The 26341-nt window shown below is 64.8% G+C and carries 28 protein-coding genes; 18 read left to right on the top strand and 10 right to left on the bottom strand.

Annotated elements, in window-relative coordinates; genetic code table 11:
- From CH302_RS22390 to CH302_RS22380, 3 genes are all read left to right on the top strand, one after another.
- The coding region (locus CH302_RS22390) for a carboxyl transferase domain-containing protein (RefSeq protein WP_303396304.1) at positions 1 to 259 on the top strand (259 nt) is incomplete at its 5' end.
- Positions 256 to 540 (top strand): acyl-CoA carboxylase epsilon subunit, encoded by a 285-nt coding sequence (locus tag CH302_RS22385; protein WP_052047356.1) that lies wholly within the window; start codon positions 256 to 258, stop codon positions 538 to 540. The genes CH302_RS22390 and CH302_RS22385, both read left to right, overlap by 4 nt.
- 2 nt (positions 541 to 542) lie before the next feature.
- Positions 543 to 1205, top strand: coding sequence for a Maf family protein (locus CH302_RS22380; RefSeq protein ID WP_230596158.1), 663 nt, complete (start codon positions 543 to 545; stop codon positions 1203 to 1205).
- Between the two features lie 48 nt (positions 1206 to 1253).
- Here CH302_RS22380 and CH302_RS22375 read toward each other — a convergent pair whose 3' ends face one another.
- Together CH302_RS22375 and CH302_RS22370 are read right to left on the bottom strand one after the other, a co-directional pair.
- The gene (locus CH302_RS22375) at positions 1254 to 1697 is read right to left on the bottom strand and encodes a flavodoxin domain-containing protein (protein WP_032397647.1); all 444 of its coding nucleotides are present in this window, start codon (positions 1695 to 1697) and stop codon (positions 1254 to 1256) included.
- Positions 1698 to 1811: 114 nt separating this feature from the next.
- The gene (locus CH302_RS22370) at positions 1812 to 3197 is read right to left on the bottom strand and encodes a hypothetical protein (RefSeq protein ID WP_037188051.1); all 1386 of its coding nucleotides are present in this window, start codon (positions 3195 to 3197) and stop codon (positions 1812 to 1814) included.
- Between the two features lie 155 nt (positions 3198 to 3352).
- Here CH302_RS22370 and CH302_RS22365 point away from each other — a divergent pair, with 155 nt between their 5' ends.
- Positions 3353 to 4618 (top strand): glycosyltransferase, encoded by a 1266-nt coding sequence (locus CH302_RS22365; protein WP_176460750.1) that lies wholly within the window; start codon positions 3353 to 3355, stop codon positions 4616 to 4618.
- A gap of 5 nt (positions 4619 to 4623) precedes the next feature.
- Here the strand turns inward: CH302_RS22365 and CH302_RS22360 are convergent, their stop codons facing one another.
- Positions 4624 to 5928 (bottom strand): hypothetical protein, encoded by a 1305-nt coding sequence (locus CH302_RS22360; protein ID WP_037188054.1) that lies wholly within the window; start codon positions 5926 to 5928, stop codon positions 4624 to 4626.
- Between the two features lie 611 nt (positions 5929 to 6539).
- Here CH302_RS22360 and CH302_RS22355 point away from each other — a divergent pair.
- The 9 genes from CH302_RS22355 to CH302_RS22315 all read left to right on the top strand — a co-directional run bounded on the left by CH302_RS22355 (position 6540) and on the right by CH302_RS22315 (position 16904).
- Positions 6540 to 7988, top strand: a complete 1449-nt coding sequence (locus tag CH302_RS22355) for a condensation domain-containing protein (protein ID WP_037188055.1) — start codon at positions 6540 to 6542, stop codon at positions 7986 to 7988.
- A 46-nt stretch (positions 7989 to 8034) separates the two neighbouring features.
- Positions 8035 to 9492, top strand: a complete 1458-nt coding sequence (locus tag CH302_RS22350; protein WP_037188056.1) for a condensation domain-containing protein — start codon at positions 8035 to 8037, stop codon at positions 9490 to 9492.
- On the top strand, positions 9470 to 10843 hold the full coding sequence (locus tag CH302_RS22345; protein ID WP_037188057.1) for a condensation domain-containing protein: 1374 nt from the start codon (positions 9470 to 9472) through the stop codon (positions 10841 to 10843). The genes CH302_RS22350 and CH302_RS22345 overlap by 23 nt, the downstream gene beginning before the upstream one ends.
- A 120-nt stretch (positions 10844 to 10963) precedes the next feature.
- Positions 10964 to 11860 carry a sulfurtransferase gene (locus tag CH302_RS22340; RefSeq protein WP_037188058.1) on the top strand — a complete coding sequence of 299 codons (897 nt, stop codon included), beginning with the start codon at positions 10964 to 10966 and terminating at the stop codon, positions 11858 to 11860.
- A complete protein-coding gene (locus CH302_RS22335; RefSeq protein WP_037188062.1) occupies positions 11857 to 12270 on the top strand; it encodes a SufE family protein in 414 nt (137 codons plus the stop codon). Before CH302_RS22340 ends, CH302_RS22335 begins: the two co-directional genes overlap by 4 nt.
- Before the next feature lie 126 nt (positions 12271 to 12396).
- The gene (locus tag CH302_RS22330; protein ID WP_037188064.1) at positions 12397 to 13866 is read left to right on the top strand and encodes a condensation domain-containing protein; all 1470 of its coding nucleotides are present in this window, start codon (positions 12397 to 12399) and stop codon (positions 13864 to 13866) included.
- A 128-nt stretch (positions 13867 to 13994) separates the two neighbouring features.
- Positions 13995 to 15788 (top strand): acetyl/propionyl/methylcrotonyl-CoA carboxylase subunit alpha, encoded by a 1794-nt coding sequence (locus CH302_RS22325; RefSeq protein ID WP_094650037.1) that lies wholly within the window; start codon positions 13995 to 13997, stop codon positions 15786 to 15788.
- Between the two features lie 7 nt (positions 15789 to 15795).
- Entirely contained in the window at positions 15796 to 16221 is a 426-nt protein-coding gene (locus CH302_RS22320) for a DUF1707 SHOCT-like domain-containing protein (protein WP_037188069.1), read from the top strand.
- Complete coding sequence (locus CH302_RS22315; RefSeq protein WP_037188072.1) at positions 16218 to 16904, top strand: haloacid dehalogenase type II; 687 nt, start codon at positions 16218 to 16220, stop codon at positions 16902 to 16904. The genes CH302_RS22320 and CH302_RS22315 overlap by 4 nt, the downstream gene beginning before the upstream one ends.
- Positions 16905 to 16910: 6 nt before the next feature.
- Here the strand turns inward: CH302_RS22315 and CH302_RS22310 are convergent, their stop codons facing one another.
- From CH302_RS22310 to CH302_RS22300, 3 genes are read right to left on the bottom strand one after another with little or no spacing between them, the layout of a single operon-like run.
- Complete coding sequence (locus CH302_RS22310) at positions 16911 to 17477, bottom strand: ATPase AAA (protein WP_037188074.1); 567 nt, start codon at positions 17475 to 17477, stop codon at positions 16911 to 16913.
- Positions 17474 to 17950, bottom strand: a complete 477-nt coding sequence (locus tag CH302_RS22305; RefSeq protein WP_052047357.1) for a DUF2306 domain-containing protein — start codon at positions 17948 to 17950, stop codon at positions 17474 to 17476. The genes CH302_RS22310 and CH302_RS22305 overlap by 4 nt, the downstream gene beginning before the upstream one ends.
- 27 nt (positions 17951 to 17977) lie before the next feature.
- Entirely contained in the window at positions 17978 to 18613 is a 636-nt protein-coding gene (locus tag CH302_RS22300) for a class I SAM-dependent DNA methyltransferase (protein WP_037188948.1), read from the bottom strand.
- A gap of 228 nt (positions 18614 to 18841) precedes the next feature.
- Between CH302_RS22300 and CH302_RS22290 the strand changes: the two genes are divergently transcribed.
- Positions 18842 to 19402 carry an alpha/beta fold hydrolase gene (locus CH302_RS22290; RefSeq protein ID WP_037188078.1) on the top strand — a complete coding sequence of 187 codons (561 nt, stop codon included), beginning with the start codon at positions 18842 to 18844 and terminating at the stop codon, positions 19400 to 19402.
- Here the strand turns inward: CH302_RS22290 and CH302_RS22285 are convergent.
- Both CH302_RS22285 and CH302_RS22280 read right to left on the bottom strand, forming a co-directional pair.
- The gene (locus CH302_RS22285; protein ID WP_037188079.1) at positions 19374 to 19724 is read right to left on the bottom strand and encodes a CHC2 zinc finger domain-containing protein; all 351 of its coding nucleotides are present in this window, start codon (positions 19722 to 19724) and stop codon (positions 19374 to 19376) included. The genes CH302_RS22290 and CH302_RS22285 overlap by 29 nt on opposite strands.
- Positions 19721 to 20254 (bottom strand): nucleotidyltransferase family protein, encoded by a 534-nt coding sequence (locus CH302_RS22280; RefSeq protein ID WP_037188951.1) that lies wholly within the window; start codon positions 20252 to 20254, stop codon positions 19721 to 19723. The genes CH302_RS22285 and CH302_RS22280 overlap by 4 nt, the downstream gene beginning before the upstream one ends.
- A 178-nt stretch (positions 20255 to 20432) precedes the next feature.
- On the opposite strand from CH302_RS22280, the gene uraD (CH302_RS22275) reads away from it, so the two are divergent.
- Genes uraD (CH302_RS22275) through pucL form a run of 4 tightly spaced genes read left to right on the top strand, consistent with a single transcriptional unit; the run spans position 20433 to position 24096 of the window.
- Positions 20433 to 22337 carry a 2-oxo-4-hydroxy-4-carboxy-5-ureidoimidazoline decarboxylase gene (gene uraD, locus CH302_RS22275; RefSeq protein WP_037188082.1) on the top strand — a complete coding sequence of 635 codons (1905 nt, stop codon included), beginning with the start codon at positions 20433 to 20435 and terminating at the stop codon, positions 22335 to 22337.
- 10 nt (positions 22338 to 22347) lie between these two features.
- Positions 22348 to 22851 carry a 2-oxo-4-hydroxy-4-carboxy-5-ureidoimidazoline decarboxylase gene (uraD, locus tag CH302_RS22270; protein WP_037188083.1) on the top strand — a complete coding sequence of 168 codons (504 nt, stop codon included), beginning with the start codon at positions 22348 to 22350 and terminating at the stop codon, positions 22849 to 22851.
- Positions 22848 to 23174, top strand: coding sequence for a hydroxyisourate hydrolase (gene uraH / locus CH302_RS22265; RefSeq protein WP_037188084.1), 327 nt, complete (start codon positions 22848 to 22850; stop codon positions 23172 to 23174). Before uraD (CH302_RS22270) ends, uraH begins: the two co-directional genes overlap by 4 nt.
- A 1-nt stretch (position 23175) precedes the next feature.
- A complete protein-coding gene (pucL, locus tag CH302_RS22260) occupies positions 23176 to 24096 on the top strand; it encodes a factor-independent urate hydroxylase (RefSeq protein WP_037188086.1) in 921 nt (306 codons plus the stop codon).
- 10 nt (positions 24097 to 24106) lie between these two features.
- Here pucL and CH302_RS22255 read toward each other — a convergent pair whose 3' ends face one another.
- Positions 24107 to 24739, bottom strand: a complete 633-nt coding sequence (locus CH302_RS22255) for a DUF2461 domain-containing protein (protein ID WP_037188088.1) — start codon at positions 24737 to 24739, stop codon at positions 24107 to 24109.
- A 9-nt stretch (positions 24740 to 24748) separates the two neighbouring features.
- On the bottom strand, positions 24749 to 26317 hold the full coding sequence (locus CH302_RS22250) for a PucR family transcriptional regulator (protein ID WP_037188089.1): 1569 nt from the start codon (positions 26315 to 26317) through the stop codon (positions 24749 to 24751).
- Positions 26318 to 26341 lie beyond the last annotated feature (24 nt).

Below are 26341 nucleotides of genomic sequence, written 5' to 3'. Positions count from 1 at the left end.
CGGTGCCGTCGGGTTCGTCTACCGCAAACAACTGCTCGAGGCAGCGAAGAACGGTGAAGACGTCGACGCTCTCCGCCTGACACTGCAGCAGGAATACGAAGACACCCTCGTCAACCCGTACATCGCCGCCGAACGCGGCTACCTCGACGCCGTCATACCCCCCAGCCACACCCGCGGCCAGATCGTCACCGCCCTACGACTGCTCGAACGCAAACAAGTCACCCTCCCACCCAAGAAACACGGAAACATCCCCCTATGAGCGAAGCGAATCATGTTGCAGTGAGCGCAGAAGCGAATCATGACGAAGCGAACGACGAGGCGGTCTCCGCAACTCCCGCAGCCGTTCGTGTGGTGAAGGGCAATCCGAGCGACGAGGAACTCGCCGCGTTGGTGGCTGTTCTGACCGCTGCGCAGGGCGGATCGGAGTCGGCGGGCGATTCTCGTCCTCGCGAGCTCTGGGGTTCGCCGGAGTTGCTGCATCGCCGATTCGCACCTCAATCGGCGTATTCGTATGCCGCATCGGGCCGTCACCCACGGTGACGGTGCAGTCCTCCGACGCTGCGCCGGGGCCTGTTCGTCTGGTCCTGGCGTCGGCGTCGCCTGCGCGCCTGTCGGTACTGCGTGGTGCCGGGGTGGAGCCGATCGTTCGGGTGTCGGGTGTCGACGAGGATGCGTTGACTGCAGAGCTCGGACCTTCGGCGTCTCCGGAAACGGTGGTCACGGAATTGGCTCGAGCCAAGGCTGCGGCGGTGGCCGAGACGTTCACGGATTCGACCGAGGATCTGGTGATCGTCGGCTGCGATTCGATGCTGGCCATCGGCGGGGAGCTGCACGGAAAGCCGCATTCGGTCGAGGTGGCGCGCGAGAGATGGCAGTCCATGGCGGGGAACAGCGGCGAATTGCTGACCGGCCACGCTGTGCTCCGAGTGACCGACGGGGTGGTCGTGGCGCAGGCTGCAGCGCACAGTTCGACAGTCGTGCATTTCGCGACGCCGTCTTCGGTCGACCTCGAGGCCTACCTCGACTCCGGTGAACCGTTGTCGGTGGCGGGGGCGTTCACGCTGGACGGGCTCGGCGGCTGGTTCGTCGACCGCATCGAGGGCGATCCGTCGTCGGTGATCGGGATAGGCCTACCGCTGGTGCGCACCCTGCTCACTCGTGTGGGTACGTCCCTGGCCGCGCTGTGGGACAGAAGCCCGTCCTGACCCTTGCGGCTCCGCCGACCGCAGGGCCGCCGGAGCCGATTCCTGTTCTCAGGGCAGCAGGTCGATCAGTTCGCGAGCCCACTCCTCGGCCATGGTCTTCGGCCTGATGTTCGACGAGCTGTCGTGCCGAGCATGAGTACCCACCTGCTTGCCGCCGAGCTCGGTGAGCTTCTCTGCGATGATCTCGCCGCCGCGGTTGAAGGTGTCCTCGTAGACCCGGTCGCCGAGACCGAACACCGCGAACTGCAGTCCGGCCAGGTCCGGCGCGTCCTCGACGAGGGCTTCAAAGAACGGTTCTGCACCGGTGGGAAGCTCTCCGTCTCCGTAGGTGGAGCAGATGACCACGTGGAAGTCGTCGGTGTCGATATCGGACACCTCGTACTCGAGCATGTCGCGTACCTCGGCGTCATGATCGCTGAGGACGTCCGCAATCTTGTCGGCGACCTCCTCGGCCGTACCGGTCTCGGACCCGAACAACACGACCACTGCCATGGATCGCTCCCCTTTCTCACACCTGCCCGAACACTCGAACAGTCGGAAAGCATAGCCTCACGGGCGATCCGGTCGAAAATCCGTCCTCGCCCGCAGTTGTGACTTGTCTCGAGGTCACCAGAATTCCGGCGTCAGGCCCCATCGATCGAACTCCGCCTCGACCAGCCCTCTCAGGTGTTCCTTGCTGGGAAAGCTGTCCGGATCGAGCCCGGTGACGCACAGGGTTGCGCGTTCGCCCGATTCGTTCCACCAGGCACTGACGCCACCGCCGGTGCGGCGCAGCAAGGCCACATCGGTGTTCTGCGTGATCGACCTCATCGCCACCGCGGTGGCGTCGACGCCACCGATGGTGCGCAGTGCGACACCTCTGGCACCGAGATTCGAGCACAGGCACAGCGGTGCCGAGCCCGACGCGGCGAGTTTGGCCACGATCGCGTCGGGCAGCAACTGCATCAGCGGTTTGAGGAGCTCGAACGTCGTCGTGACCGTGCGATCGGCCTGGGTTCTGAATGCCTGCTTGCTCGACGCTCGAATTGCTCCGAGATCGTCGAGATACGCCGCTCCCGGGTCGACGTGGATCGAGACCCCGGACGTCGCGTTGGCCCGCCGATCTCCCACGGTCCTGGTGCTGACCGGGAGGGCGACGCGTACGCGGTCCTCCACCCCGACTCGGCCGCTCCCGGTCAGGATCCCGAGCACCACCGCGACCAGAAGGCTGTTGGAACTGCCGCCCTTGTTCGCCGCGGCAGCAGACCACTCGGCGGACAGGCAATCGACGACGACGGTGCTCGGCCTCCACGCCCCTTCCGCAGGGGCGACGATCACACGCGGACGGTCAGGGCCTGCACCCGTGCCGTCCGGTGTTCCCTCGCTCGGCTCGGCGGACGCCGTGGTCCGTGCCCGTATCGCCTCCACCGCGGTGCGGCCGAGCACTCGGGCCGCACCCGAGAGCGCCGCACCGACGCGGCCGAGACCATCGGACAGATCGGCGCGGGTGACCGCCGCCGCGGACTCGGAACCGTGATCGAGCCCGACGCGTGCGAAATCGTCGGGCACTGCGTGTCCGGCCAGTGCGGCCGCAGCCGCGGAGGTGAGGGCACCGCCGTCGCCGACGACGTGAGAGCCGACCAGCGATACGACCGTCCCGCCTTCTGCCACCGAGGTGGCCGACAACCGCCACGCCGGTCCCCCGATCGGGTCCAGCGTCACCGCGGCCTCGTCCTCGATCCACCTGTCGACCGCCGCGCGGGCGATCGGTGATCCGCTGACCACGGGATCGGCGGGTCGACGCGCTGCTGTCCAACTGTCACGGGCTCCGGGCACCCAGGCCCGCCGAACCGATCGATCGATGGGGCCTGCGGCGAGCAATCGCCACATGGATCGGAGCGCGTCCGGTGCGACGGCGCGGTCGAACCGCCAGACGATCTGGTTCACCACGGGTACCCCGAGAACGCATTCCATGCGGAGGAACAGGTCGTCGTCGTACGTCAGTCTTTCCACTACGCGAGACTATCGCTGCACGAGTGCGGACGCAGGTGGGCCGCAAATGTGTTTCCCGCCATATGTTTTCCGAACCGGACTGGAACGGGCAGGACTGATAGGTTGAGGACGTTTTCCACGCCGACGCGACTGCGAGTGACCCTATGAAGTTCGTGATGCCATTCAACGGCAGTCGCGGTGACGTGACGCCGGGTATCGCACTCGGCGTCGAACTCGCGGATCGCGGACACGACGTGGTGTTCGGCGCACCGCCCAACCTGCTGGACTTCGCTCGCGCGAAAACGGCTGAGTCCGAACGAGTCAGCGTGGTCTCGTTCGGGCCCGACACCCAGCGCCTGTTGGAGTCGGAGTTGATCAGAGTGCGCATCAAGTCGCGTAACCCGCGGACCAGGATGGCGGCACTCGCGGAACTGGCCAATCACGGCTGGGATCAGATGACCGCCGAACTCGAGCAGATGGCCCAGGATTGCCACGCGATCGTCACCGGTTCGCTGGGGCAGGAGATGGCGTTCAACATGGCGGAGTCTGCAGGCAATACCTTTGTGGCACTGCACTATTGCCCGCTTCGACGCAACGACGTCGTGCCCGTGACCCCGGGGGCCACGTTGCCGGGATACGTCAACCGATCGATGTGGGCGCTGGCGGAATCGATGCGCTGGAAGTCCATGAAGGCTCGCGAGAACGCGCAGAGAGTGTCCCTGGGCCTGGCACCGACCCGCAGTTCGCTGCCCGTTCGATCCGAACGCTACGGCGGAGTGGAGATTCAGGCCTACGAGTCGGCACTGTTCCCCGGGCTCGCCGAACAGTGGGGCCCGCAGAGGCCGTTCGTCGGATTCCTGGGGCTGAGCGGCGCTCGCGTCGACGTCGATCCAGCACTGGAGACATGGCTGCAGGCAGGGTCCGCGCCGGTGTACTTCGGATTCGGCAGTATGCCCGTGCCCGATCCGACGGCACTGTTGCGCATGATCGAGAACGTGACCGGACGGCTGGGCGTGCGCGCTCTCGTCTGTGCCGGCTGGAGCGACCTGGTCGGTGCCGATTCTGTTGCTGCCCAGTCGAACTCGAACATCATGATCGTCGAATCAGTCGATCACACGAGCATTCTCCCGCGATGCCTGGCTGCGGTCCACCACGGTGGCGCGGGTACGACGGCTGCAACGGCGCGGGCCGGACTGCCGACACTCGCCTGCTGGTTCAGCGCCGATCAGCCGTTCTGGGGAGCCGCGCTGCGCCGGATCGGAGCCGGAACCAGCACGAAGTTCTCGACGTTGACCGAATCCGTTCTGCAGCAAGGCATTGCCGATATCACTACCGACCGTGCCAGGCAGGCGGCACGCCGACTCGCAGACGCCGTTGCCCCGACCGCAACAGCGGTGGCCGCAGCTGCCGACATCACCGAGGCGGCTGCGCGGAACCGCTGAGGCACTCACCAGAAGCGCGCGGTCAGTTCCCAACGATCCAGGGCCTCCGCCAGGTGGTCACGCAGCGCCTGGTCATCGACGAATCGATCGGGATCCATGGCGTGGACGGTCACGGTGACGCTCGCGTCCGTCTCGCATACCCACGCAGTCAGGCCACCGTCCAACGATCGCGCGAACGCGGCGTCGGCACCCGCGAAGGTCGCTCTGCCCGACACGGCCCGAGCTCGAATGCCGGCCACCGTGGTGAAGACCTCGGGCAGAACACCCAGGTTCGAGGCCAGTCCTTCCGCGCCGTCACGCGGTTGCGGAACTCGCGCGACCACGGCGTCGGGCAGCATCTGCACGAGAGCCTGCGAGATGCCTGCGGGTGGTAGACCGGCAGCCTGCCTCGCGGCGAAGGCGGTGAACGCCGCCTTGCTGGCTGCCCGGATCGTCGACAGATCGCGGTCGGCCGCGTCGGTGACGGGGACCTCGATCTTGACGATCTTGGTGGCGTTGGATCGAGTGTCGTCGACGGTGCGGTCACTGACCGGCAACGACCACTGCACCGAGTCTCCGATCGAGGCTCGCCCGGCCTGCAACGAGGCCGCCGTGAGGACCGCTATGAACAGGGAATTCGACGTGCCACCCCATCGCTGGGCGGCTGCCTTCCAGGCACCTGCATCCACCTCCGCCACCGCGTGAGGCGATACCCAGGCGGCGTCCACCGCCCCGGCCGTCAGCTGCGAGCGAGTCGGCCGCGAGCGCGGGACAGCTGCGTCCGGACCGGATCGGGCGGGAATCGGGAGCGCGGACGCAGCGGTGTTCACCAACCAGCCTGCAACGGACCGCACCTGGTCCGCGGCGTCTCGCAGGTCCGAGGCGATGGCCGCGATGCCGCCCGCGCTCGGAACCGGCCGAGATTGTTCGGACGGAGAATTCGCAGCAACGAACGCGGCGATCAGAGCGCCGCCGTCGGCGACCATGTGCGAAGCGACCAACGACAGCACCGTCCCACCGTTCGTCAACGGTGCCGCCGACAGCCGCCAACCGAGACCGGTCTCGGGATCGATGTCTCGATCGATGCGACCGTCGGCCCAGGCCGACACTTCGGTGGATTCGATGAAGTCTGGATGAAAATCCAGTGAATGGGAGACGTTCGATGCCACCCATCGATCGCGGGCAGTAGGCACCGTCGACGCGACCACTCGGCGCGCGAGCAGACCGTCGGACAGGTTGTCCCGTAGTTTTTCCAGGTCCACTCGCTGGACGGATTCGTCGAACCACCACAGGAACTGGTTGTAGACGGGATATCCGATGCCGTGATGCATTCGCAAGAATAGGTGATCGGCAAATCCAATTCGAGTCACGCGCCGAACCTACTACATCGAGGAAACAGGGGCGGTGGTGTCAATTCGCCACCATCAATGCATTCACATTCGGCAATACATGTACGGAAAAGGGGTCGGATGCACAGAAAAGGGTCCCGATTGTGTCCCGCACCATGTTCGGGCCGTTCAGTGGCGTGGGTCGTGTGTGGACCTCCGACACCGATCGCACCACACTCCGACTGTGATCTGTCATCACTATGACCAGCAAAATCAGTGATCCGATCGTAGGATACGACAATCGGACACACCGCCGACTGCTGATCGGAGCCCGGTGGGTCAAGACGTTCGGCAGTGAGAAGAATTACTTTTACGCGTCGCGAAATAATTTCACTTACGCCCTATCGTGTGTGCTGAACTCACTTCGGGTCGACGGCAATGACGTTGTTCTTTCAATGCGGAAAGCAGCAATCCAACAGCAAGCAGATAAACGACCGGTCCGCTGCACGAGCACCGCTGACAGGTTTACACGATCGACTCGACCGTAATCGAACGTGCGAATACGAACCGACGCCGCACACCGCTGACCGAGCCCGGAACGGAAGAGGACTCCCATGGAATACACCGAACTCGCCGACTACCCCCTCCCCGCCGGTCGCCTGACCGAGTGGGTCCCCCGCGTCGACGACGACCGTTGGGCACCGGACCCCCGTGGGCTGTCGTTCACACACCAGGACCATTGCGAGCGCAGCGCACCGGGCTCGTGGATCGGCACGGTGTTCGAGATTCATCGCCGCTACGACGTCGAGGCGGTGCGCGCAACGATCACCGCATACATAGGCCGTCACGAGGCATTTCGCACAAAGGTTCGGCGCGACGAGGAATCCGGTTCCTGGCTGCGCTACACCGCACCGACAGATGCGGTGCAGGTGATCGACCGGGCGCACACCGAACCCCGGACCGAGACTCAGGTCTTCAGCCATCTGCACTCCTGGTTCGGCGAAACCGTGTCCCCGACCGCATGGCCGCACTTCGTCCTCGCCACCATCGAACCGGACGATGCCTCACGCGCTCTCTCGAACGGTCCAGGAGAGTCGTTCCTGCTCGCGTTCGCCGCCGACCATTCGGTGATGGACGCCTACAGCCAGATCTATGCCATCAACGAGATCGACCGGCTCTACGCACACGCCCTCGAAGGCATCGACCCGGAGTTGCCCGAGGTAGGCAGCTACGTCGACTTCAGCCAGTCCGAGAGGACCCTCGGCGAGACGCTGACCGGTGACCACAGCGCCGTACGGACGTGGCAGGACTTCCTGGCAGTCGAGGACGGACGCTTTCCCGCGTTTCCGCTTCCGGTGTCGGTCGACCGCGCGCTCACCGACACCGACCCGGCCGCGCAGAGCAGCATCTCGTCCTGGCTGCTGACCTCCGATCAATCGGACGCCTTCAACACCGCATGCCGCGCAGGCGGGTACAACATGCAGGCCGGAATACTCGCCGCTCTGGCGCTGACGAACGTCCGCCTGTCCGGCCGCACGACGTTGCGCACCGTGATGCCGATGCACACCAGGGACGAACAGAAGTGGGCCGCGGCAGTCGGCTGGTACGTCGGAATTCTGCCGATGGAGATTCAGCTCGACAACGCACGCACGTTCGGGGAGGCGCTCGAGGCCGCGGCGACTGCAGGCGCAGCCAACAAGGGGTTGGCCCGGATGCCGTACTCCAAGATCGCCCAGATCCTCGAGTCGACGGAAATTCCCCGATTCGTGGTGTCCTACATCGATCTTCGATTCCTCCCGGACGCCGAGCAGTGGCAGGACCGCAAGGGTAGGGCTCTGCGGAGCAACTGCCACGCCGACGACGAGGTCTACTTCTGGGTCAACCGGACGCTGCAAGGGCTCAACATCTCCGCACGATTCCCCAGCTCGGACGTCGCATCCACCAACGTCCACCGTTTCATCACCGAGTTCGTCGCGGTGTTGACGGCAGTGATCGACTCCGACCGCGGTACCGATACGGTGCTCACGTCGGCCGCTCGGTCGGTGACAGTCGCCGCAGAGTGAGCGATGGAATCGGCCCGCGGCCCGTATCGAGGAGGATGAAGCGACGATGATCATCACCGCCATGGGTAGATGGAATCCCGCTCCCGGCCGGCTGTTGGAGTGGCACCCCACTTCGGCGGCCCGGGCGAGTGCCGAAGCGGCACCTGTCGATTCGACTCCTGCCTCGTTCCTCCAGGAGGACCATCTCAAGGCTGCGTGGGCGGCCCGCGAACGCGGCGACCTTCATACCGCGTACACCGGGGTAGCAACCGAGATCGACGGTGACGTGGACACCGATGCGATGAGCCGCGCACTGGCCGCCTACGTATTGCGCCACGAGGGTCTTCGATGCTGGTTCGAGGTCGAGGGAAACGACGTCGTTCGGCGTCTCGCCCCACCCGAGGTCGCAGCGTTCGAGGTGACCGACGCCGGAGAAACCACGGACGACGACGAATTCCAACGCTACGTACGTGGGCGCTTCTCGTCCGAGGCAACGGCCGACGTCTGGCCCGGATTCGTCGTCGGTGTCGTGGCCAGGCCCGGCAGCTTCACCTTGTACTACGGCGCAGATCACGCATTCACCGACGGTGGCTCGCAGGCGTTGGTGATCAGCGAGTTGGCCGATCTGTACGCACTCGAGACCGGCGCGGACGTACCGGCTCCCGCACAGGCAGGTAGCCATCTGACCTACGCCGCCGACGAGCGGGCTCGCGCCGCGACGTTCACGGCCGATTCTCCCGAAATCGCGGCCTGGCGAGACATTTTCACCCGACACGACGGCCGCATGCCTCGGTTCCCACTCGGCCTCGGACTCGCGCCCGGCGAGAAAGCTCCGGTTCGCATCGTCGAACGCCACCTGTTGAGCAAGGAACCGACTGCTGCATTCGACGCCGCATGCAAGGCCGCCGGGGCCCGGATGAGCAGCGGCATCTTCGCCGCCGTCGGGATCACCGACTTCGAATTGGCCGGAACCACCGACTACTTCGGGATCACCGTGCTCAGTACCCGGCACCACGGTGACTACGGACAATCCCAGGGGTGGTTCGTCAATTTCGCTCCGGTCGCGTTCGAGGTGGCAGGAAACGACAGGTTCTCCGACGTCGCGGCCGCAGCCCACCGAGGATTCGAGCAGGCCAAGCAGATCGCGGAGGCCCCGGTGCACGCCGTACTGGGCGCTCTGGCCGCCGACGGCACTCTCGGTAGCGAGTTGGCAGTGAGTCCGAACATGCTCTCGTACATCGACTTTCGCTGGTTCCCCGGCGTCGGGCGAGATGCGGACACACGCGCCGAACATTTCACCGGCGAGGGTTCGACTTCGAACGCGTCGATGTGGATCAACCGAGACGGTGAACACCTGTATCTGGTGGCCCAGACCCCCGACACCGACGTTGCCGCCGCAGCGGTGAAGCGGTACCACGATCATCTGGCACACGTCCTGGAAACCATTGCTCGCGAAGGTGATTACAGCCTGACGCCCGGCGATCTCGTTCAGGAGGCGGCCGGTGCGGGTCACCTCGATCACTGAGTACACCCCACGCGCGGGTGCAGTCGTCGAGTTCACCGCCGTCGTCACCGGGAATCCACAGCCGTCACCGGTTCCGCCGTCGTTCAACCAGCAGTTCCACCTCGGTGATCTGGACGAGGCCGAGCGTGTCTGGATAGCCGGAGCCTTCGAAGTGCAGGGCAACCTCGATACCCGAGCACTCGGGTGGGCCTTCGAGCACCTGATCGACCGCCACGACACTCTGCGCAGTTCCTTCGTTCGCGGGGTGGACGGAGTAGCGAGAACGCTCTACGAACCGGGTGCAGTCGAGATGAGGCAATCCACTCGAACCGCCTTCTCGTCGGCGTCGACGCTCCGGAATCACCTCCGAAGCACGCTCGAACTACATTGCGATGCACGACGATTCCCGTCGTACACCTGCTTCGGAATCGATCGGCCGGATACCTCGACGATCCTGTGCGCCTTCGACCACTCCAACGTCGACGCCATGTCGATCGCAGTCGTTGTCGACGAGATCCACACCCTGTACGACGCCTACCGCCGCTGCCCGCCGAACCCGGAGACGGACCTGCCTCCGGTCGGTGGGTTCGTCGAATACTGCCGCGTCGAAGCAACCCGGCCGCTCGTCGATGCCACGGACGAGCGCATGGTGCGGTGGTCGAACTTTCTCACCGAGTGCGGGGGCACCACACCGCGTTTCCCACTCGACCTCGGCGTCGCCGAAGGTGAAACCGCGCCTCAGGCAACGACTGTCACCCGCTTGCTCGACGCGCAGCACACCCTCGACTTCGAGCAGCTCTGCGCCCGTTCCGGAGCCGGAATGTTCGCCGGTGTCGTCGCTGCGATCGCACAGGCCTGCGCCGGCATCGGCGGACCGAGCCGCGTGCCGTTCCTGTTCCCGTTGCACACCCGCCATCAGCAGCAATTCTCGCGTGCACTGGGCTGGTTCACCACCAACGCTCCCATGACCGTGGAGGTCGAACGCGACCTCGCCGACACGATCACCGCGGCCCACACCGCGTTTCGCGCGGCACTACCGTTGAGCGGCGTTCCGATCCCCCAGGTACTGAACAACCTCGGTGACGCGTTCACCCTGTCGCGTCGAGACGTGTTCATGGTGTCCTACATCGACTACACCAAGATCGGTGGCCACGAACGCTTCGACCGAACCGATGCACACCACATCAGCAATGCCACGGTGTCCGACGACGCGCAGTTCTGGGTCTCCCGCACCGCATCGGGCCTGGCACTGCGGTCACGATTCCCCGACACTGCAACGGCACACTCGGTGATGGATGCGTTCACCGCGGAACTCGTCGCTCTCATGCGGACCTCGGCAGCGAAGGCCGAGAACGCTGCACTGACGCTCTGACAAACCCATTCCGCAGGCTCCACTCCCGCCCCGCGACAGAGGTTCCGCATAGGATCGACAGTGCAGACCGTTCACCCCCGGGCGGGCCGCCAGCCGAATATCTTCCGTAGGAGCCGATACGTGCCTGTACCAACCGATTCCAACGCAACGTTCGCCGACTACGCGCATCCGGATCGTCTCGTATCGACCGAATGGCTGTCCGCTCATCTCGGTACCCCCGGCCTTCGCGTCGTCGAATCCGATGAGGACGTGTTGCTCTACGACGTCGGCCACATTCCCGGCGCGGTCAAGATCGATTGGCATCTCGACCTCAACGATCCGGTCACCCGCGACTACATCGACGGCGAGCAGTTCTCGAAGCTGATGAGCCGCAAAGGCATCTCCAGAGAAGACACCATCGTCGTGTACGGCGACAAGAGCAACTGGTGGGCCGCGTACGCACTGTGGGTCTTCACTCTGTTCGGACATCAGGACGTCCGTCTCCTCGACGGCGGTCGCGACGCCTGGCTGTCGGAGAACCGCGACACCACCCTCGACGTGCCCGAGTTCCCCGCAACCGACTACCCGGTGATCGAACGCGACGACGCGCCCATCCGCGCGTTCGCCTCCGACGTCCTCGGCTCGCTCGGAACGGTGCCGTTGATCGACGTTCGCTCCCCCGCCGAGTACACCGGCGAGCGCACCCACATGCCGGACTACCCGGAGGAAGGTGCATTGCGCGGAGGTCATATCCCCACCGCCGTGAGCATTCCCTGGGCCAAGGCAGCCGCACCGGACGGACGCTTCCGTTCTCGGGCCGAGCTGGACGAGATCTACTCCGACACCTCCGCCACCGACGACGTGATCGCGTACTGCCGCATCGGTGAGCGTTCGAGCCACACCTGGTTCGTGTTGACCCATCTGCTCGGGTACCAGTCGGTTCGCAACTACGACGGCTCGTGGACCGAATGGGGCAACGCCGTTCGCGTTCCGATCGCCAAGGGCGAGGAGCCCGGATCGGCTCCGGCCGCTCGATGAGCGCCCTGCCGGAATCCCTGGCCGAGATCGTCGAAGACTTCGCAGCGGTGGAGGGTCAGGACAAGCTGCAGCTACTGCTGGAGTTCAGTCGCGAACTGCCTCCACTGCCGGACCACCTTGCGCAGGACGCGATGGAACCGGTGCCGGAGTGCCAGTCTCCCTTGTTCCTGTCGGTGGATGCAGGCGATCCGGCGCGGGTCCGGCTGTACTTCAGCGCCCCGCCGGAAGCTCCGACCACGCGGGGATTCGCCTCGATCCTGGCGCAGGGTCTCGACGGTCTCGGCGCTCAGGAGATCCTCGACGTACCGGACGACTTCTACTCGGCTCTCGGGCTGAGCGACGCGGTCAGTCCGTTGCGACTGCGCGGAATGTCGGCGATGTTGGCGCGGATCAAGCGTCACCTGCGTTGACGGGCGACGGCGCCGGTAGCGCGCCGTCGTCTTGATCGATACAACGGGTCGTCGTTAGACTCCGCGGCAGGGCCGCAAGGGCCCTGTCCCCCCCGATGCGTACGACGAAGGTTGGTTGCTGCCGATATGGAGTTCACGGAGTTGGCGGACTACGCGGTTCCCGCGGGCACGCTCACCGAGTGGATACCCAGCGTCGGCCCGCAGGCCCGCACTCCCGAGGCCGCAGGGTGGCATCCCGACGCCAGGCCGACGTCCTACGTCCACGAGGCGCACCTTCGTACGAGCCTGAGCAGTCCTCGTCGCGGTCGTGAATCATGGCTCGGTGCGGCCTTCGAGATCGCAGGCCCCCTGAACAAGCCGGCGTTTCGCCAGGCAGTTCTGAACTGGATCGACCGGCACGAGGCGATGCGTTCGAGCGCGTCGATCGACGAGGTGACGGGCGAGATGACGCGGGTGACGGCCGCGCAGGGTGCCATCGACATCTGGCAGGTCGAGCAGGAACGGTGCGCGCAATCGAGCGAGGTGTTCGAGCATCTGCAGTATCTGTTCGACGAGTTCACCTCACCGCTGATCTGGCCCGCCTACGCATTCGTGACTCTCGAACCGGTGGACGAGACGCGTCCGGTCACCGTGTTCTTCGCAGCGGATCACTCGATCATCGACGGTCTGTCCACGGTTCTGGTCGCCCACGAGATTGCTGCGCTGTACGGAGAAGAACTCGGTGGCGCGCCTGCCGGCCTGTTCGAGGCCGGCAGCTACCTCGACTTCGGGTCCTCCGAACGCGAGAGGAACGCAGAGCTGGAGCACTCGCACGACGCAGTGAGGATATGGCGGGATTTCCTCTTCGACGGCGAAGGTGAGCTACCGGCCTTTCCACTCGACATCGGCGATCCGAGCCCGGACGATCTGCCGCAGGGCGGATTGTCCGCGTGGGTGCTCGATCCCGATCAAGCCGACTCGTTCTCGGTCGCGTGCCGCAAGACCGGACACAGCCTGTTCGCCGGGTTGCTCGCAGTGCTCGCCCTCACCGGCTCCGAACTGGGCGGCGGCACTCGTTTTCGCACGGTGACTCCGGTCCACACTCGCGACGAGCCCCAGTGGGCCTCCGCACTGGGCTGGTTCGTCGGACTGTGTCCTATCTCTTTCGACATCGCCGGTGCGGATTCGTTCGGCTCGGTGGTCGCGGCGGCCTCGGCCGAGGTGAAGAAGACCAAACCGATCGCCCGCGTTCCTCTCGATCGTGTGTTCACCACTCTCGGTTATTCCGCCCGCCCGCGTTTCGTCGTCTCGTTCATGGATGTACGGTTCGCGCCTGCCGCCGAACACTGGCCGGACTGGAACGCCCGAGCGCTGCGCAGCAAGCAGTACCAGCACGACGTGTACATCTGGATCAACCGAACTCCGCAGGGAATCAACATCGCGGCTCGCTATCCAAACACCGAGCAGGCGACCGCGCGGGTTCACGAGTACATAGGTGCCTTCCGGAAGCTGTTGACCGATGTGGCGGACACCGGCACCGCTCGAATCCCTCGTGCGGACGACGACCGATCCGAAATCGGACATACCGACACCGGACAGATCGCTACCAATCAGTAGCTCACTGCGGCTCGCCGCCGATCCGCTGCAGCTGTGCGGACCGATTGCAGCGATGACAGCGCCGGTGCTTAGACTCCGACGTGACGTTCGTAACGAAGCACGCGAGAAATACATCTGTAGGAGGCTCAGTGCCCAGCCATGCCAGTGCTCAGATCACCAAGGTTCTTGTCGCCAATCGTGGTGAGATCGCGGTGCGGGTGATCCGGGCGGCCGCCGATGCCGGGTTGGCCAGTGTCGCTGTGTATGCCGAGCCCGATGCCGATGCCCCGTTCGTACGCCTTGCCGACGAAGCGTTCGCGCTCGGCGGGCAGACCTCGGCGGAGTCGTATCTGGTGATCGACAAGATCCTCGACGCCGCCGCCAAGTCCGGGGCCGACGCCATCCACCCCGGCTACGGATTCCTCTCCGAGAACGCCGAGTTCGCGCAGGCCGTGATCGATGCCGGCCTGATCTGGATCGGCCCGTCCCCGCAGTCGATCCGCGACCTCGGCGACAAGGTCACCGCCCGCCACATCGCCGCCCGCGCCAAAGCTCCCTCGGTCCCCGGCACGTCCGAGCCGGTCAAGGACGCCGACGAGATCCTCGCCTTCGCCGACGAACACGGTCTGCCGATCGCGATCAAGGCCGCGTTCGGTGGCGGCGGCCGCGGCATGAAAGTGGCCCGCACCCGCGAGGAAATCCCCGAACTGTTCGACTCCGCCACCCGCGAAGCCGTCGCCGCGTTCGGGCGCGGGGAATGCTTCGTCGAGCGGTACCTCGACAAGCCGCGCCACGTCGAAGCGCAGGTCATCGCCGACACCCACGGCAACGTCGTCGTCGCCGGCACCCGCGACTGCTCCCTGCAACGCCGCTTCCAGAAACTCGTCGAGGAAGCACCGGCCCCGTTCCTCACCGACGCCCAACGCAAGGAGATCCATTCGTCGGCGAAGGCCATCTGCCTCGAAGCCGGCTACTACGGTGCCGGCACGGTGGAGTACCTCGTCGGCCAGGACGGGCTCGTGAGCTTCTTGGAGGTCAACACCCGCCTGCAGGTCGAGCATCCCGTCACCGAGGAAACCTCCGGCATCGACCTGGTGCTGCAGCAGTTCCGCATCGCCAACGGCGAAGAACTGTCCATCACCGAAGACCCCGAGCCGCGAGGCCACTCGTTCGAGTTCCGGATCAACGGCGAAGACGCCGGACGCGGCTTCCTGCCCGCCCCCGGACCGGTCACCACCTTCACCGCCCCGTCGGGACCCGGTGTTCGCGTCGATTCCGGTGTCGAATCCGGCAGTGTGATCGGAGGCCAGTTCGACTCGATGCTCGCCAAGCTCATCGTCACCGGAGCGACCCGCGAGGAAGCGCTCGCGCGGTCGCGTCGGGCGCTCGCGGAGTTCACCGTCGAAGGACTTGCCACGGTGATTCCGTTCCATGCCGCCGTGGTCTCCGATCCGGCGTTCATCGGCGACGGGGAGTCGTTCTCGGTGCACACCCGCTGGATCGAAACCGAATGGGACAACCAGGTCCCCCCGTTCACCGCCGGGCAACCCATCGACGAGGACGAGGTCCTGCCGAGGCAGTCCGTGGTCGTCGAGGTCGGCGGCCGCCGTGTCGAGGTGTCCCTGCCCGGGGAACTGTCCCTCGGCGGTAACGGCGGCGGACCTGCAGGAGCGGTGCGCCGCAAACCCAAAGCCCGCACCCGCGGCGGAGCCGGAGCAGGAGCGGCATCCGGAGACTCGGTGACCGCACCGATGCAGGGCACCGTGGTCAAAGTCGCCGTCGACGAAGGCCAAACCGTCGACGCCGGTGACCTCATCGCCGTCCTCGAAGCGATGAAAATGGAAAACCCCGTCAACGCCCACAAAGCAGGCACCATCACCGGCCTGACCGTCACCGCAGGCGACGCCATCACCCAAGGCACCGTCCTCGCAGAGATCAAATGACGTAGCGATGTCCGAGCTTCCGGAAATTCGGATCGGTACGGCCGATCGGGAGAAGGCCCTCGAGGCACTGAGTCTGCACTTCAGTGAGGGTCGGCTGACTGTGCCCGAATTCGACGAGCGCAGCGCCGTCGTTGCGTCGGCGACGACGCGTGGGGAGATCGACAAGGTCTTCGTCGATCTCCCCGCTGCTTCGACGTCGCACACGCCCGCCCAGCTCGGGAAGTCTCCGGCACCGACCGAGGGCGGTGCCGGAATCGATTGGCGCGCAGTGGTGATGCCCCTGGTCATCTTCGGTTCACTGGCATTGTTCTTCCTCACCGACTTCGATCAGAAGTGGCTCTTCTTCCTTCTCATTCCACTGGCGGGTGCGCTGCTGTCGGCAGGCGGCCATTCCAAGGACGAGAAAAAGAAGAAAAAGAAGAGGGATCGTTGAAGGCGCTTCTGTTCGATGTGTTCGGCACAGTGGTCGATTGGCGCACCAGCGTGGCCCGCGAGGTCGAATCCGTGTGTGGTCCCGACGTCGACAGTCATGCATTCGCCGACCGCTGGCGCAGCCTGTATCAACCGGCGATGGAACAGGTTCGATCGGGCAGTCGACCGTTCACCCGGCTCGATGTACTCCATCTCGAGTCGCTTCGAGTCGTACTGTCGGAGTTCGACATTAGGCTCGACGAGAGTGATGTCGCGTCCTTGAATCACGCGTGGCATCGATTGGATCCGTGGCCGGACTCGGTGCCAGGGCTCACGCGACTGCGTACCGATTTCATCATCGCCCCGCTCTCCAACGGCAACATCTCGTTGCTGTTGGACATGGCCAAGAATGCCGGACTGCCATGGGACGCGATCCTCGGCGCAGAACCGGTACAGACGTACAAGCCCCTGCCCGACGCGTATCTCCGCACCGCGGACATTCTGGGTCTCGAGCCGAGCGAATGCATGATGGTCGCCGCACACAACAGTGACCTCGCTGCCGCTGCCGACTGCGGCTTCGCAACGGCATTCGTCGCCCGTCCGCTCGAACACGGGCCGAGTCAGACCACCGACCTCGCCGCGGAATCCGACTGGACTCACAGCGCCGACTCGATCGATTCTTTCGCAACACAATTGGGCTGCTGACGACAGTTATCGGGTCAGAGGAATCAGCTGGTGCGCAATCCACGCGTCCACGTCCCTATGCGAACGGAAGCGAACGATCGTCAGCTCCGGGCGGCGCACACTCAGTCGCTGCACTCGCTCGGCAGTCGACCGGTACGTGTTCCATGCCCATCGAACGACGTGGTCGCGGTCGAAGAAGATGCGGTGCAGTGACGGTTCGAAGTTGCCGTTCCACAGCTCGCGCCTACCGAGTCTGCGGCGTAGCGTCCGAAACATCACCTGCCGCATGACTGTTCGACGTGGCAAGTCGAGCCACAAGAGCAGATCCGCACGATCTGCGAGGCGATCGCGCACAACGCCGTACTGCCACTCGGTGACCCACGACGGGCGTGCGATGAACTCCTCCACGTCGGACTCGAACGTCGCACGCGGCGTCCAATTCGGCCCGTGATAGAGGCTGTCGATCTCGATGTGTTCGATTCCCAGAATCGATCCGAGACGGGCAGACAGCGTCGTTTTCCCGGAACCGGATGTCCCAGCAACGACGATCCTCGCGGGGCGACGGGACACTGCATCGTTCGGTCCGAGAATCACGGAGACGACGGTAGCGAATCGTGGAAGCCGGTCGGTCGTCGACTACGTCGGACGATAGCCACGATCCCGACCATCAGGGGCAACTGCAGAAAGACGATGGCGTTGAGTGCGTCGTTCGGTAGAGGCAGACGGTCGAAGAACTGGGCCGTTCCGGTCACGATCAGCACCAGATAGGACAGTTGCATCGACAGCATGTGCCGCCGCACCCAACCCGTACGAGAGCGCCCGAACAAGGGCTGGCACCAGCCGAACAGCACCAGCGCGGCTGTCAGGATCGAGACCGCGTGGAACACGCTCCATCCGTCACCGATCTCGGTGACGAAGAAGGACGCCACGATCATCACCAGAATCGCTACGACGTACGTGCGTCCACACGCCCGATGAAAAACGGTGCCTTTGCGGGCGAACAGAACCACTGCTCCGACCAGAACGGACAGCACTGCGGCCGACGTGTGGGTCACCGTGATCGACATCGACAGCCACCTTTCGCCCGACCGACGCTACCGGTCGTCGGGTCCGATGGTGTTCCTTTTACGTGCTATCAGAAATGCCTGCGATGTCGACTCGTATCCCATCGGAGCACGATGCACGCGCACGTCCACCTCGAAGTCGGCCTCGACGAGCATGCCCGCGACCGCGTCGGGGTCGAGTCGGTACGCGTCGTACGAGACCGAGTGTCCATAAACATGTTCGAGTCGCACTCGCTCGTTGCCGGCTTGAAACGCCAGTAGCAGTGGACCGTTCGGCGTCAGCGCTCGATGCAGTTCGGCGAACACCGCAGGCAGCTGCGTGGGAGGAGTGTGGATGATCGAGTACCAGGCGACGATCCCGGCAACGGAACTCTCCCCCGCGTCCAGTGCCTCCATCGACCCGACACCGAATCGCAGGTGCGGATGTTCGCGCCGAGCGACCTCGATCATGTTGGGCGACAAATCCATCCCCGCTACGTCGAGGCCGAGGCGGTACAGCTGCTCGGTGATGCGGCCGGATCCACACCCCACCTCCAGCACCTGTCCGCTCGTAACCCGGGCTGCGAACGTAGCCAACAATCCGTGCTCGAGATGTCGGCCGTCGAGTTCGTCGCGAACGATGTCTGCGTAGCTCTCGGCAACGGTGTCGTAGGCGGCTCTCGTCATCGAAACATGCTGGTGCTCGGCCACAGTGGCTACGGTACCGGCTCACCCGGCGTCGGCAAGTACGAGTGCGTCAGCATCTCGAAGAAGTGCCCGGTCGGGTCGCGGAAATACACTCCGCGGCCTCCGTGGTCGGTGCTTGCACGGCGCCCGAATCCGAGTCAACCGGTGATTTCACGACCGCGATTCGGTCTTCTCCGATGACAGCATTGCCGCGGAAAGGACCCCAGCATGGTCGGTCGACTTCTGTTCGTTCACGGTGCCGGCAGATTTTTCGACGACGCGGAGCTGGCGCACGGGCTGGCCAGGGCTCTGCGTCTCGACGTTCGGATGCCGGAGCTGTCCGACACCGCCATGGGTTTCGAGGACTGGGCCGGACCGGTTCGGCAACACCTGGACCGGCTCGGACCGGAGGATTCGGTGGTGGCGCATTCCTTCGGCGCATCGATCCTCGTCAGGGTCCTGGCAGAACATCGCCGCCGATGGCCCATGCAGGCCACTCTGCTGGCGATGCCGGACTGGACTCCGTGTGGGTGGGACGTCGCCGACTACGCGTTCACCGACCCGGAACCCGAGACCGACCTGACGCTTGTCCACTGCCGGGACGACGACGTAGTTCCCGTTTCTCACCTCGCGCTGAACTCGACGGCTCTCCCGTCGGCGACAGTGATCGAGTTACCAACCGGTGGTCACCAGTTCGACGGCATGATCGACGCCGTTGCCGCCCGAATTCTCGGACGGAAGCGTCCCCGCGGGGACGCTTCTACTGGCCCCGATCCTCGAAGTCGATGACGAGGCCGACTCGGTTCGCCAGAAGTTCGACCGATTCGATCCTGCTGACCCCGTCGACCGCCTGGATGAAATCGAACACGTCGCCTCCTGCTCCGCACCCGAAACAGTGAAAACGTTGCCGGCTCGGTCGCACATGCAGACTGGGTGTCCGCTCACCGTGCACCGGACACAGGGCCTTCATCGAGTCCAGTCCCGTGCGGACGAGTGGCGTCCGCTCGCCGATCAAGTCTTCGAGCACGACCGCGGCGCGGATGGCATCCACTGTGCGATCGGGAATGCGCCGCTCCATGACTTTCACGCTACCGCCGACGGTGCCGCTCACCGATAGTCGTGGTCGATTCCCGTTGCCCATTGCGAACATTCGACGGCAATCACGTCGTCTCTTCCCCGCAGGAAGTCCCGGGCACCGGCGTCTCCCGACGCCGATGCCACGGCTGCGTCGACATGTCGACGCGCCAGAACGACCGGATGTCCGGGACGGCCGTCGAACACGGCCCTGGCAAGACCTGTTTCCCGCGCTGCGGCGAGTACTGCCTGCACCACCTCGGGTCCCACGTCCGGCGTATCGACCACGTGCACCACCGCGTACTCCGCGTCCGATGCCGCCGACAGCCCGGTGATGAAGGAGGCGCTCATGCCCTGGTGCCAGTCGGGTGTGTGCACCGCGATCACGCCGTCGGGCACGGGCGCATCCGCCGCGCCCAGCACCACGACCACGCGATCACAGCCGCCGTCGCGCAATGCCTGCACCGCCGTCCTCAGCCACAGCCCGTCGTGGGCGAGCACTTTGGGCGATCCGTATCGCGTTCCGGCACCGGCGGCGAGTAGCACTCCGACGGCAAGGTCCGACACGGTCGCTCCTTTCACTGGTGGGTGGAGTCTTGGATGTTCGCACAACGTCCACGTCGAGTCCGCCCCGAAGTTTGTGCTCGCTCGACTAGCGAGGATAGGCGTGATGGCTGATTCTTAGTGCACTTCTCCTGCAGCGTCGCAGGAATCCTGCCCTGTTGCTTCCGCGAGGTGCCCACCCATGTCCGTCAAGCCCACCACACGCAAACGTGTCCATCCTGTCGACGAAGTGCTCCCCGTTCCGAAACTTGCCGCCTACGGGTTTCAACATGTCGTCGCGTTCTACGCAGGCGCTGTCTTGGTGCCGATCATCATCGGCAGCGCGATCGGACTGACCAACGAGCAGTTGATTCACCTGATCAATGCGGATCTGTTCACCTGCGGCATCGCGTCGATCATTCAATCGGTCGGATTCTGGAAGATCGGTGTCCGTCTGCCGCTCCTGCAGGGCGTGACGTTCGCCGGTGTCTCTCCGGTGATCGCGATCGCGATGGCGAACGGCGGCGGCACCGAGGGGTTGCTGTACGTCTACGGTGCCGTCATCGTCGCCGGGCTCGTCACGTTCTTCATGGCACCGTACTTCAGTAGGCTGCTGCGCTTCTTCCCACCGGTGGTGACCGGCACCGTCATCACGATCATCGGTGTGGCGTTGCTCCCGGTCGCCGTCAACGATGCGGTGACCAATCCTGCTACTCACGAACAGGATCCGACAAACGGACGGTGGATGGCGTACGCGATCGGCACGCTGCTGATCATCGTGCTGATCCAACGATTCTTCAAGGGCTTCATGGCCACCATCGCCGTGCTTCTGGGCCTGGTGATCGGCAGCGCCGTCGCATTCGCGTTGGGAGACATGAACTTCGACGGCACCTCCGACGCGTCCTGGATCGGCTTCACGCAGCCCTTCCTGTTCGGTGTGCCCAAATTCAGTGTCATCGCGATCATTTCGATGATCGTCGTCATGCTGATCATCGCCGTGGAAACCACCGGCAGTGTGTACGCGACGGGTGAGATCGTCGGCAAGCGCATCAAGAAGGACGACATCGCAGCAACCCTGCGCGCGGACGGAGTGGCCACCGTCATCGGCGGTACGTTCAACTCGTTCCCGTACACGGCCTTCTCCGAGAACGTCGGCCTGGTGCGCCTGACCGGCGTGCGCAGCCGTTGGGTGGTGGCCACGGCAGGCGGCATCATGATTCTTCTGGGCCTGCTACCCAAGACGGCAGCCGTCGTGGCATCCATTCCGCCGCCGGTGCTCGGCGGAGCCGCGCTCGCCCTGTTCGCGACCGTCGCCGTGGTCGGAATCCAGACCCTGTCGAAGGTGGACTTCACCGATCACCGCAACCTGATCATCGTCGCCACGAGCCTCGGTCTCGCGATGCTCGTGACCATTCAACCGACGGTCTCCGAGGGTGTGCCCGCCTGGCTCGAAATGTTGTTCGGCAGTGGCATCGTTCTCGGCGCGGTCTCGGCAATCGTGCTCAACGTCTTGTTCTTCCACATCGGCAATCGTGGGCAGGCCGTCGCCGGTGGTCCGGGTAAGGGCATCACCCTCGACAAGGTCAACGAGATGTCCTCCGAGGACTTCGCTGCCACGTTCGGGGGCTTGGTGCAGGGCACGCCGTGGGTGGTCGAACGCGCCTACCAGCAGCGGCCTTTCGCCGATGCACACGGTCTGCGCGAGGCGTTCCAGGAGGCACTGTTGGCCGGCACCACCGAGGAACAGATCGAGCTGATCAACAGCTACCCCGATCTCGGTAGCGAGGACGCCACCGGCACCCTCAACGCAGCGGACCACGTCGGCCTGTCCAACCTGGAGGAGGACGAGCACGACAACATCGTCCAACTCGCCGCCGAATACCGCGAGCACTTCGGCTTCCCGCTGGTGATCTGTGCACGGGAGACGGAGCGTTACGATCGAGTCCTGGCCAACGGGTGGTCGCGCGTCGAGAACGCACCGTCGGCGGAGCGGTCGTTCGCGATGATCGAGATTGCCAAGATCGCGAACTACCGATTCGACGATCTCGTGGCCGATGCCAACCCGATCGCCGCCGCGCGGTTCGGGCGCATCAACGACTTCAGATAGCGAGCGAGATGTGCTGCACGAATGGATAGGGCTCGACGGGTTCAATCGACTCAGTGATCGGCAGGCGATGCATGCTCTCTACGAGTGCTGCGCATCGTCGATCTGGGCCCGTCGAGTGGCCCAGGGTCGCCCCTTCGACAGTCGAGACCTGCTGTTGGACAGAGCAGATCGAGTGCTCGCCGAGCTACCCGAGGCGGAGATCGACCACGCGCTCGACGGCCATCCACGGATCGGCGGTAAGGCCGACAACCCGTCGTCGAAACGTGAGCAGGCTGCGGTGACGACTGCGGGTACCGAGGTACGCGAGAAGTTGGCGGCGGGAAACCGTGCGTACGAGGAGAAGTTCGGGCACGTCTACCTGGTGTGCGCCACCGGCAGATCCGCGGAGGACCTGCTCGCTATCCTCGAGGAGAGGCTCGACAACGATGCCGAAACCGAAAGACGGGTGCTCCGCGTGGAACTGGCCAAGATCAATCGAATTCGCCTCGGCCGCATGCTGGGTCCGGAGCAGTGACCGGGCTGTCGACGCACGTACTCGACGCCACCTCGGGAACACCCGCGGTGGGAATGCGGGTGCGGCTGTTCCACCCCGAGAAGGGCGAGATCTCCACCGCCACCACGGACGGGGACGGACGCATCGGGGAAGTCGTACCGGGGCCGATCGATCCGGGCATCTACCGACTCTCGTTCGACACCGGCGACTACTTCGAGGCGACGAAGACACCGAGCTTCTACCCCGAAGTGTCGATCTCCTTCACCGTCGCCGATCCCGATGCTCACTATCACGTCCCATTGCTGTTGTCCCCCTTCGCTTATTCGACCTATCGCGGGAGCTGACATGACCGACCTGACCGGAAAGATCGTCCTCGGATCCAATCAGTACGGCAAGGCGGAGAACCGCGTGGTGCGGATCTATCGGGACTCGCCCCGGCACGAGATCCATGACATCAACGTGTCGAGCGCTCTGCGTGGCGATTTCTCTCCCGCGCACCTGGTGGGCGATCAGTCCAATGTGCTTCCCACCGACACCCAGAAGCAGACCGCCTATGCGTACGCCAAGACCAAGGGCCTACTGCACCTGGAGAGTTACGGCCTCGATCTGGCTCGTCACTACGTCGACGACGTGGAGCCCGTCGACGGTGCCCGCATCGAACTCGAGGAATACGCCTGGGCTCGGGCGGTGATCGACGGCGTCGAGCACGATCACACGTGGACACGCAAGGGTGAGGAGATCCGTACGTCGGCGGTGACCGTCGAGGGCAAGGGTGACGCGCAGCAGACGTGGGTGATCAGCGGCTTCAAGGAGATGGTGATCCTCAAGTCCACGGGCTCGGAGTTCCACGGATTCCTCGAGGACGACCTGACGATTCTCGAGCCCACGACCGACCGGGTGATGGCGACATCGCTGACAGCGCAGTGGCGATACACCACCACCGACGTCGAGTGGGACGCCGTCTACGCGGGCGTGAAGGCGGCGATGATCGAGCGGTTCGCCAATCTACAGTCGCTGGCCCTCCAGCAGACCCTCTACGCCATGGGCGAGGCGGTGCTGGAGAAGTATCCGTTCATCGCCGAGATCACCATGTCCGCACCGAACAAGCATCACTTCGTCTACGACCTGGGCAAGTTCGGCATCGAGAACAATCTCGAGGTGTTCAACGCGGACGATCGGCCGTACGGTCTGATTCAGGCAACCGTCGAACGCGAGGATGCCCCGGACGCTGGAAGTGCTTGGCGGACATACTCTGTCGTCGGATAGTGCGCTCAGCTCATGTGTGCAGTGCCGCAGTCCACTCCACCAACGGTGCGAGAGCTCGCCAGGCATCGCGCACCTTCGTCGCGGCCTTGGGTGTCTCGAGCCACGCGGGTGAGCCGAAATGCTTGCCCGCGGTGAGTGACTTGTGGCGCAAGAGGTCGATGCGCGGGTGGTCGAGCTCGTATCCCCGCGGCTTGGTCTTGAGCTTGTCGCCGCCGATCTCGTATCCGGCCTTGGTCAACGTCGCCAATATCCGCTCGAGCTCGGCTCCGCGGACGTCGTCGTCGACGGTGCGGCGGTAGCGGGCAACGCCGTCGGTCGAGGAGTTGTAGAAGCCGCCTGCGACGAACAATCCGGCGGGGTCGATCTGGACGTAGTAGCCCAGGCTGTCGCCGCGAGCGACGAATCCGCCCTGATGGGTCTTGTACGGGGTTTTGTCCTTCGAGAAGCGAACGTCACGGTAGGGGCGGAAGACCTTGGCAGTACCGAACTCCGGTTCGAGTGTCGCGAGCAACGCGGTCATCGGTCCCTTGACCGCATTGTCGTAGACATCCTTGTGCTCGCTCCACCAGAGCTTGCTGTTGTCGGCTTCGAGGTCCTCGTAGAAGTCCAGGGCCGCGAAGGGTATTCCGGTGAAGCCAGTCATCGTTCGATCCTATGCGGCCCCGGTGGCCGACGAACGCGGGATGGATTGAAGCGCGAGGTAGACATCGAGCCGGTCCGAGGTGGAACTCAGATCGCGGCCCAGCAATTCCTCGACGCGCTTGATTCGGTACCGCACGGTGTTGAGGTGGACGTGCAACGACTCGGCTGTTCGATTCCACGATCCACCGGTGGCCAGGAACTCGCGGAGGGTGTCCGTGAGTCCGGCATCGGTGCGCCGGTCGTAGTCGAGCAGCGGAGCGAGAACGTGTTCGACGAAGGACCGACGGACGTCGTCCGGCAGAGCCGAGAGCATCGACACAGCCGATGTCAGCTGGGCCCCCGCGGTGACGGTCACCGGGCTGGACCCTTGCCTGCTGACTTCGAGTGCGTGACGGGCCGATCGCAGCGCGCCGTCGATGGTGATCCCGGTCGCTTCGGAACTTACCCCCACCAGCAGCCGGCTGTGCCCGATGCCGGAACCCAAGCGAGTCAATCGGGTTCGTAGTGTCTGTGTGAAGTTCGGATCGTCGGTGTTCACGACAGCGACGATGTCCCCGTGCGTGCTGCACCCGACACAACCCCCACCGAAGGAGGTCAGAGTGTCGCTGAGAACCGTACGCAGCATCTCGCGCAGGTCGATCCGTCCGCTGTGGACGACCCTGACGACGACCAGCGAGCGGTCCGGGTCGACTCCTGCCTGGCGCAGCCGCGTCAGGGCTTCGGGTCTGGTGCTGTCGGCTTCGATCAACGCCACTGCCTGGTCGGCTATTTCGCGTCGGACCAGCCGTCCCTCCTCGCGTCGAGCACGATCGAGCGCGGCGATGGCGGCGAGCTGGCCGAACGCATCGGCGATGGCGGGTGGGAACGTCGCCATGTCTCCGGCGACCGCGAGAAACCATCGCGTGGTCCGCTGCACGAGCGACGGCCCGATTCCGAAGATGCTGTACACATCGCCGTCACTGAGAGTGGTTGTCGTGGGCAGTCTTTCGGAGGACAGCGCAGCGTGGGTCAGCGTGTCCACGTCGGCGTCGGAGAACGCCGAGACCTCGGCCACGAGCCGACGTCCGGTCGCCGTGAAGATCAGACACGCCATCCCGGTTTCCCTCGAGGTGTGCAGCGCCAACTCGTCGAGGGCTCTGCCGTCCGCGATCGCGGTGAGCAGCTGGCGTTGCCGGACGAGCGAGGTGTTCAGCGAGGCGATGCGATCTCCGGTGACACGGCCGACGAGAAACTCGGTCACCTCACCGAACGAGACGGTGTCGGGTACCGCGAGCAGGGGTAGTCCGTGCCGCTCGCATGCGTCGACCAGGTCCGGTGGAATGTGACCGAGCAGCCCTTCACCGGCGGCCAGTGCCGAGGCCCCTGATTCGGTGACGGCCCGGACGAACACCTCGCTGTCTGCGGCCGTCCGATGCCACACGAGGCCGGTGATCACCAGTTCGCCACCCGCGATGTAGCGCGACGGGTCCGGCAGGTCGGTCGTGTACGTCCATCGCAGCGTGCGACCCAGGGCGTCCGGATCGGAGGTGAGCAATCGAATGCCGAGCTGCGTGGCGTCGAGCAAGTCCTTGACCTGCACTGTGCTGTTCCTCCCCCGGCCCCG

Origin of the sequence: Rhodococcus sp. 15-2388-1-1a (assembly GCF_002259145.1) — a bacterium.
Taxonomy (GTDB): domain Bacteria; phylum Actinomycetota; class Actinomycetes; order Mycobacteriales; family Mycobacteriaceae; genus Rhodococcoides.
Note: the sequence above shows the minus strand (reverse complement) of the source record. Positions and strands in the feature narration are given on the sequence as shown.

Bases quoted from the DNA above. Each gene is read 5' to 3' on its own strand.
- CH302_RS22385 (WP_052047356.1), top strand. From the start codon at position 256: ATGAGCGAAGCGAATCATGTTGCAGTGAGCGCAGAAGCGAATCATGAC.
- CH302_RS22375 (WP_032397647.1), bottom strand. From the start codon at position 1,697: ATGGCAGTGGTCGTGTTGTTCGGGTCCGAGACCGGTACGGCCGAGGAG.
- CH302_RS22365 (WP_176460750.1), top strand. From the start codon at position 3,353: ATGCCATTCAACGGCAGTCGCGGTGACGTGACGCCGGGTATCGCACTC.
- CH302_RS22360 (WP_037188054.1), bottom strand. From the start codon at position 5,928: ATGCATCACGGCATCGGATATCCCGTCTACAACCAGTTCCTGTGGTGG.
- CH302_RS22355 (WP_037188055.1), top strand. From the start codon at position 6,540: ATGGAATACACCGAACTCGCCGACTACCCCCTCCCCGCCGGTCGCCTG.
- CH302_RS22350 (WP_037188056.1), top strand. From the start codon at position 8,035: ATGATCATCACCGCCATGGGTAGATGGAATCCCGCTCCCGGCCGGCTG.
- CH302_RS22335 (WP_037188062.1), top strand. From the start codon at position 11,857: ATGAGCGCCCTGCCGGAATCCCTGGCCGAGATCGTCGAAGACTTCGCA.
- CH302_RS22330 (WP_037188064.1), top strand. From the start codon at position 12,397: ATGGAGTTCACGGAGTTGGCGGACTACGCGGTTCCCGCGGGCACGCTC.
- CH302_RS22320 (WP_037188069.1), top strand. From the start codon at position 15,796: ATGTCCGAGCTTCCGGAAATTCGGATCGGTACGGCCGATCGGGAGAAG.
- CH302_RS22305 (WP_052047357.1), bottom strand. From the start codon at position 17,950: ATGTCGATCACGGTGACCCACACGTCGGCCGCAGTGCTGTCCGTTCTG.
- CH302_RS22300 (WP_037188948.1), bottom strand. From the start codon at position 18,613: ATGACGAGAGCCGCCTACGACACCGTTGCCGAGAGCTACGCAGACATC.
- CH302_RS22290 (WP_037188078.1), top strand. From the start codon at position 18,842: ATGGTCGGTCGACTTCTGTTCGTTCACGGTGCCGGCAGATTTTTCGAC.
- uraD (WP_037188082.1), top strand. From the start codon at position 20,433: ATGTCCGTCAAGCCCACCACACGCAAACGTGTCCATCCTGTCGACGAA.
- pucL (WP_037188086.1), top strand. From the start codon at position 23,176: ATGACCGACCTGACCGGAAAGATCGTCCTCGGATCCAATCAGTACGGC.
- CH302_RS22255 (WP_037188088.1), bottom strand. From the start codon at position 24,739: ATGACTGGCTTCACCGGAATACCCTTCGCGGCCCTGGACTTCTACGAG.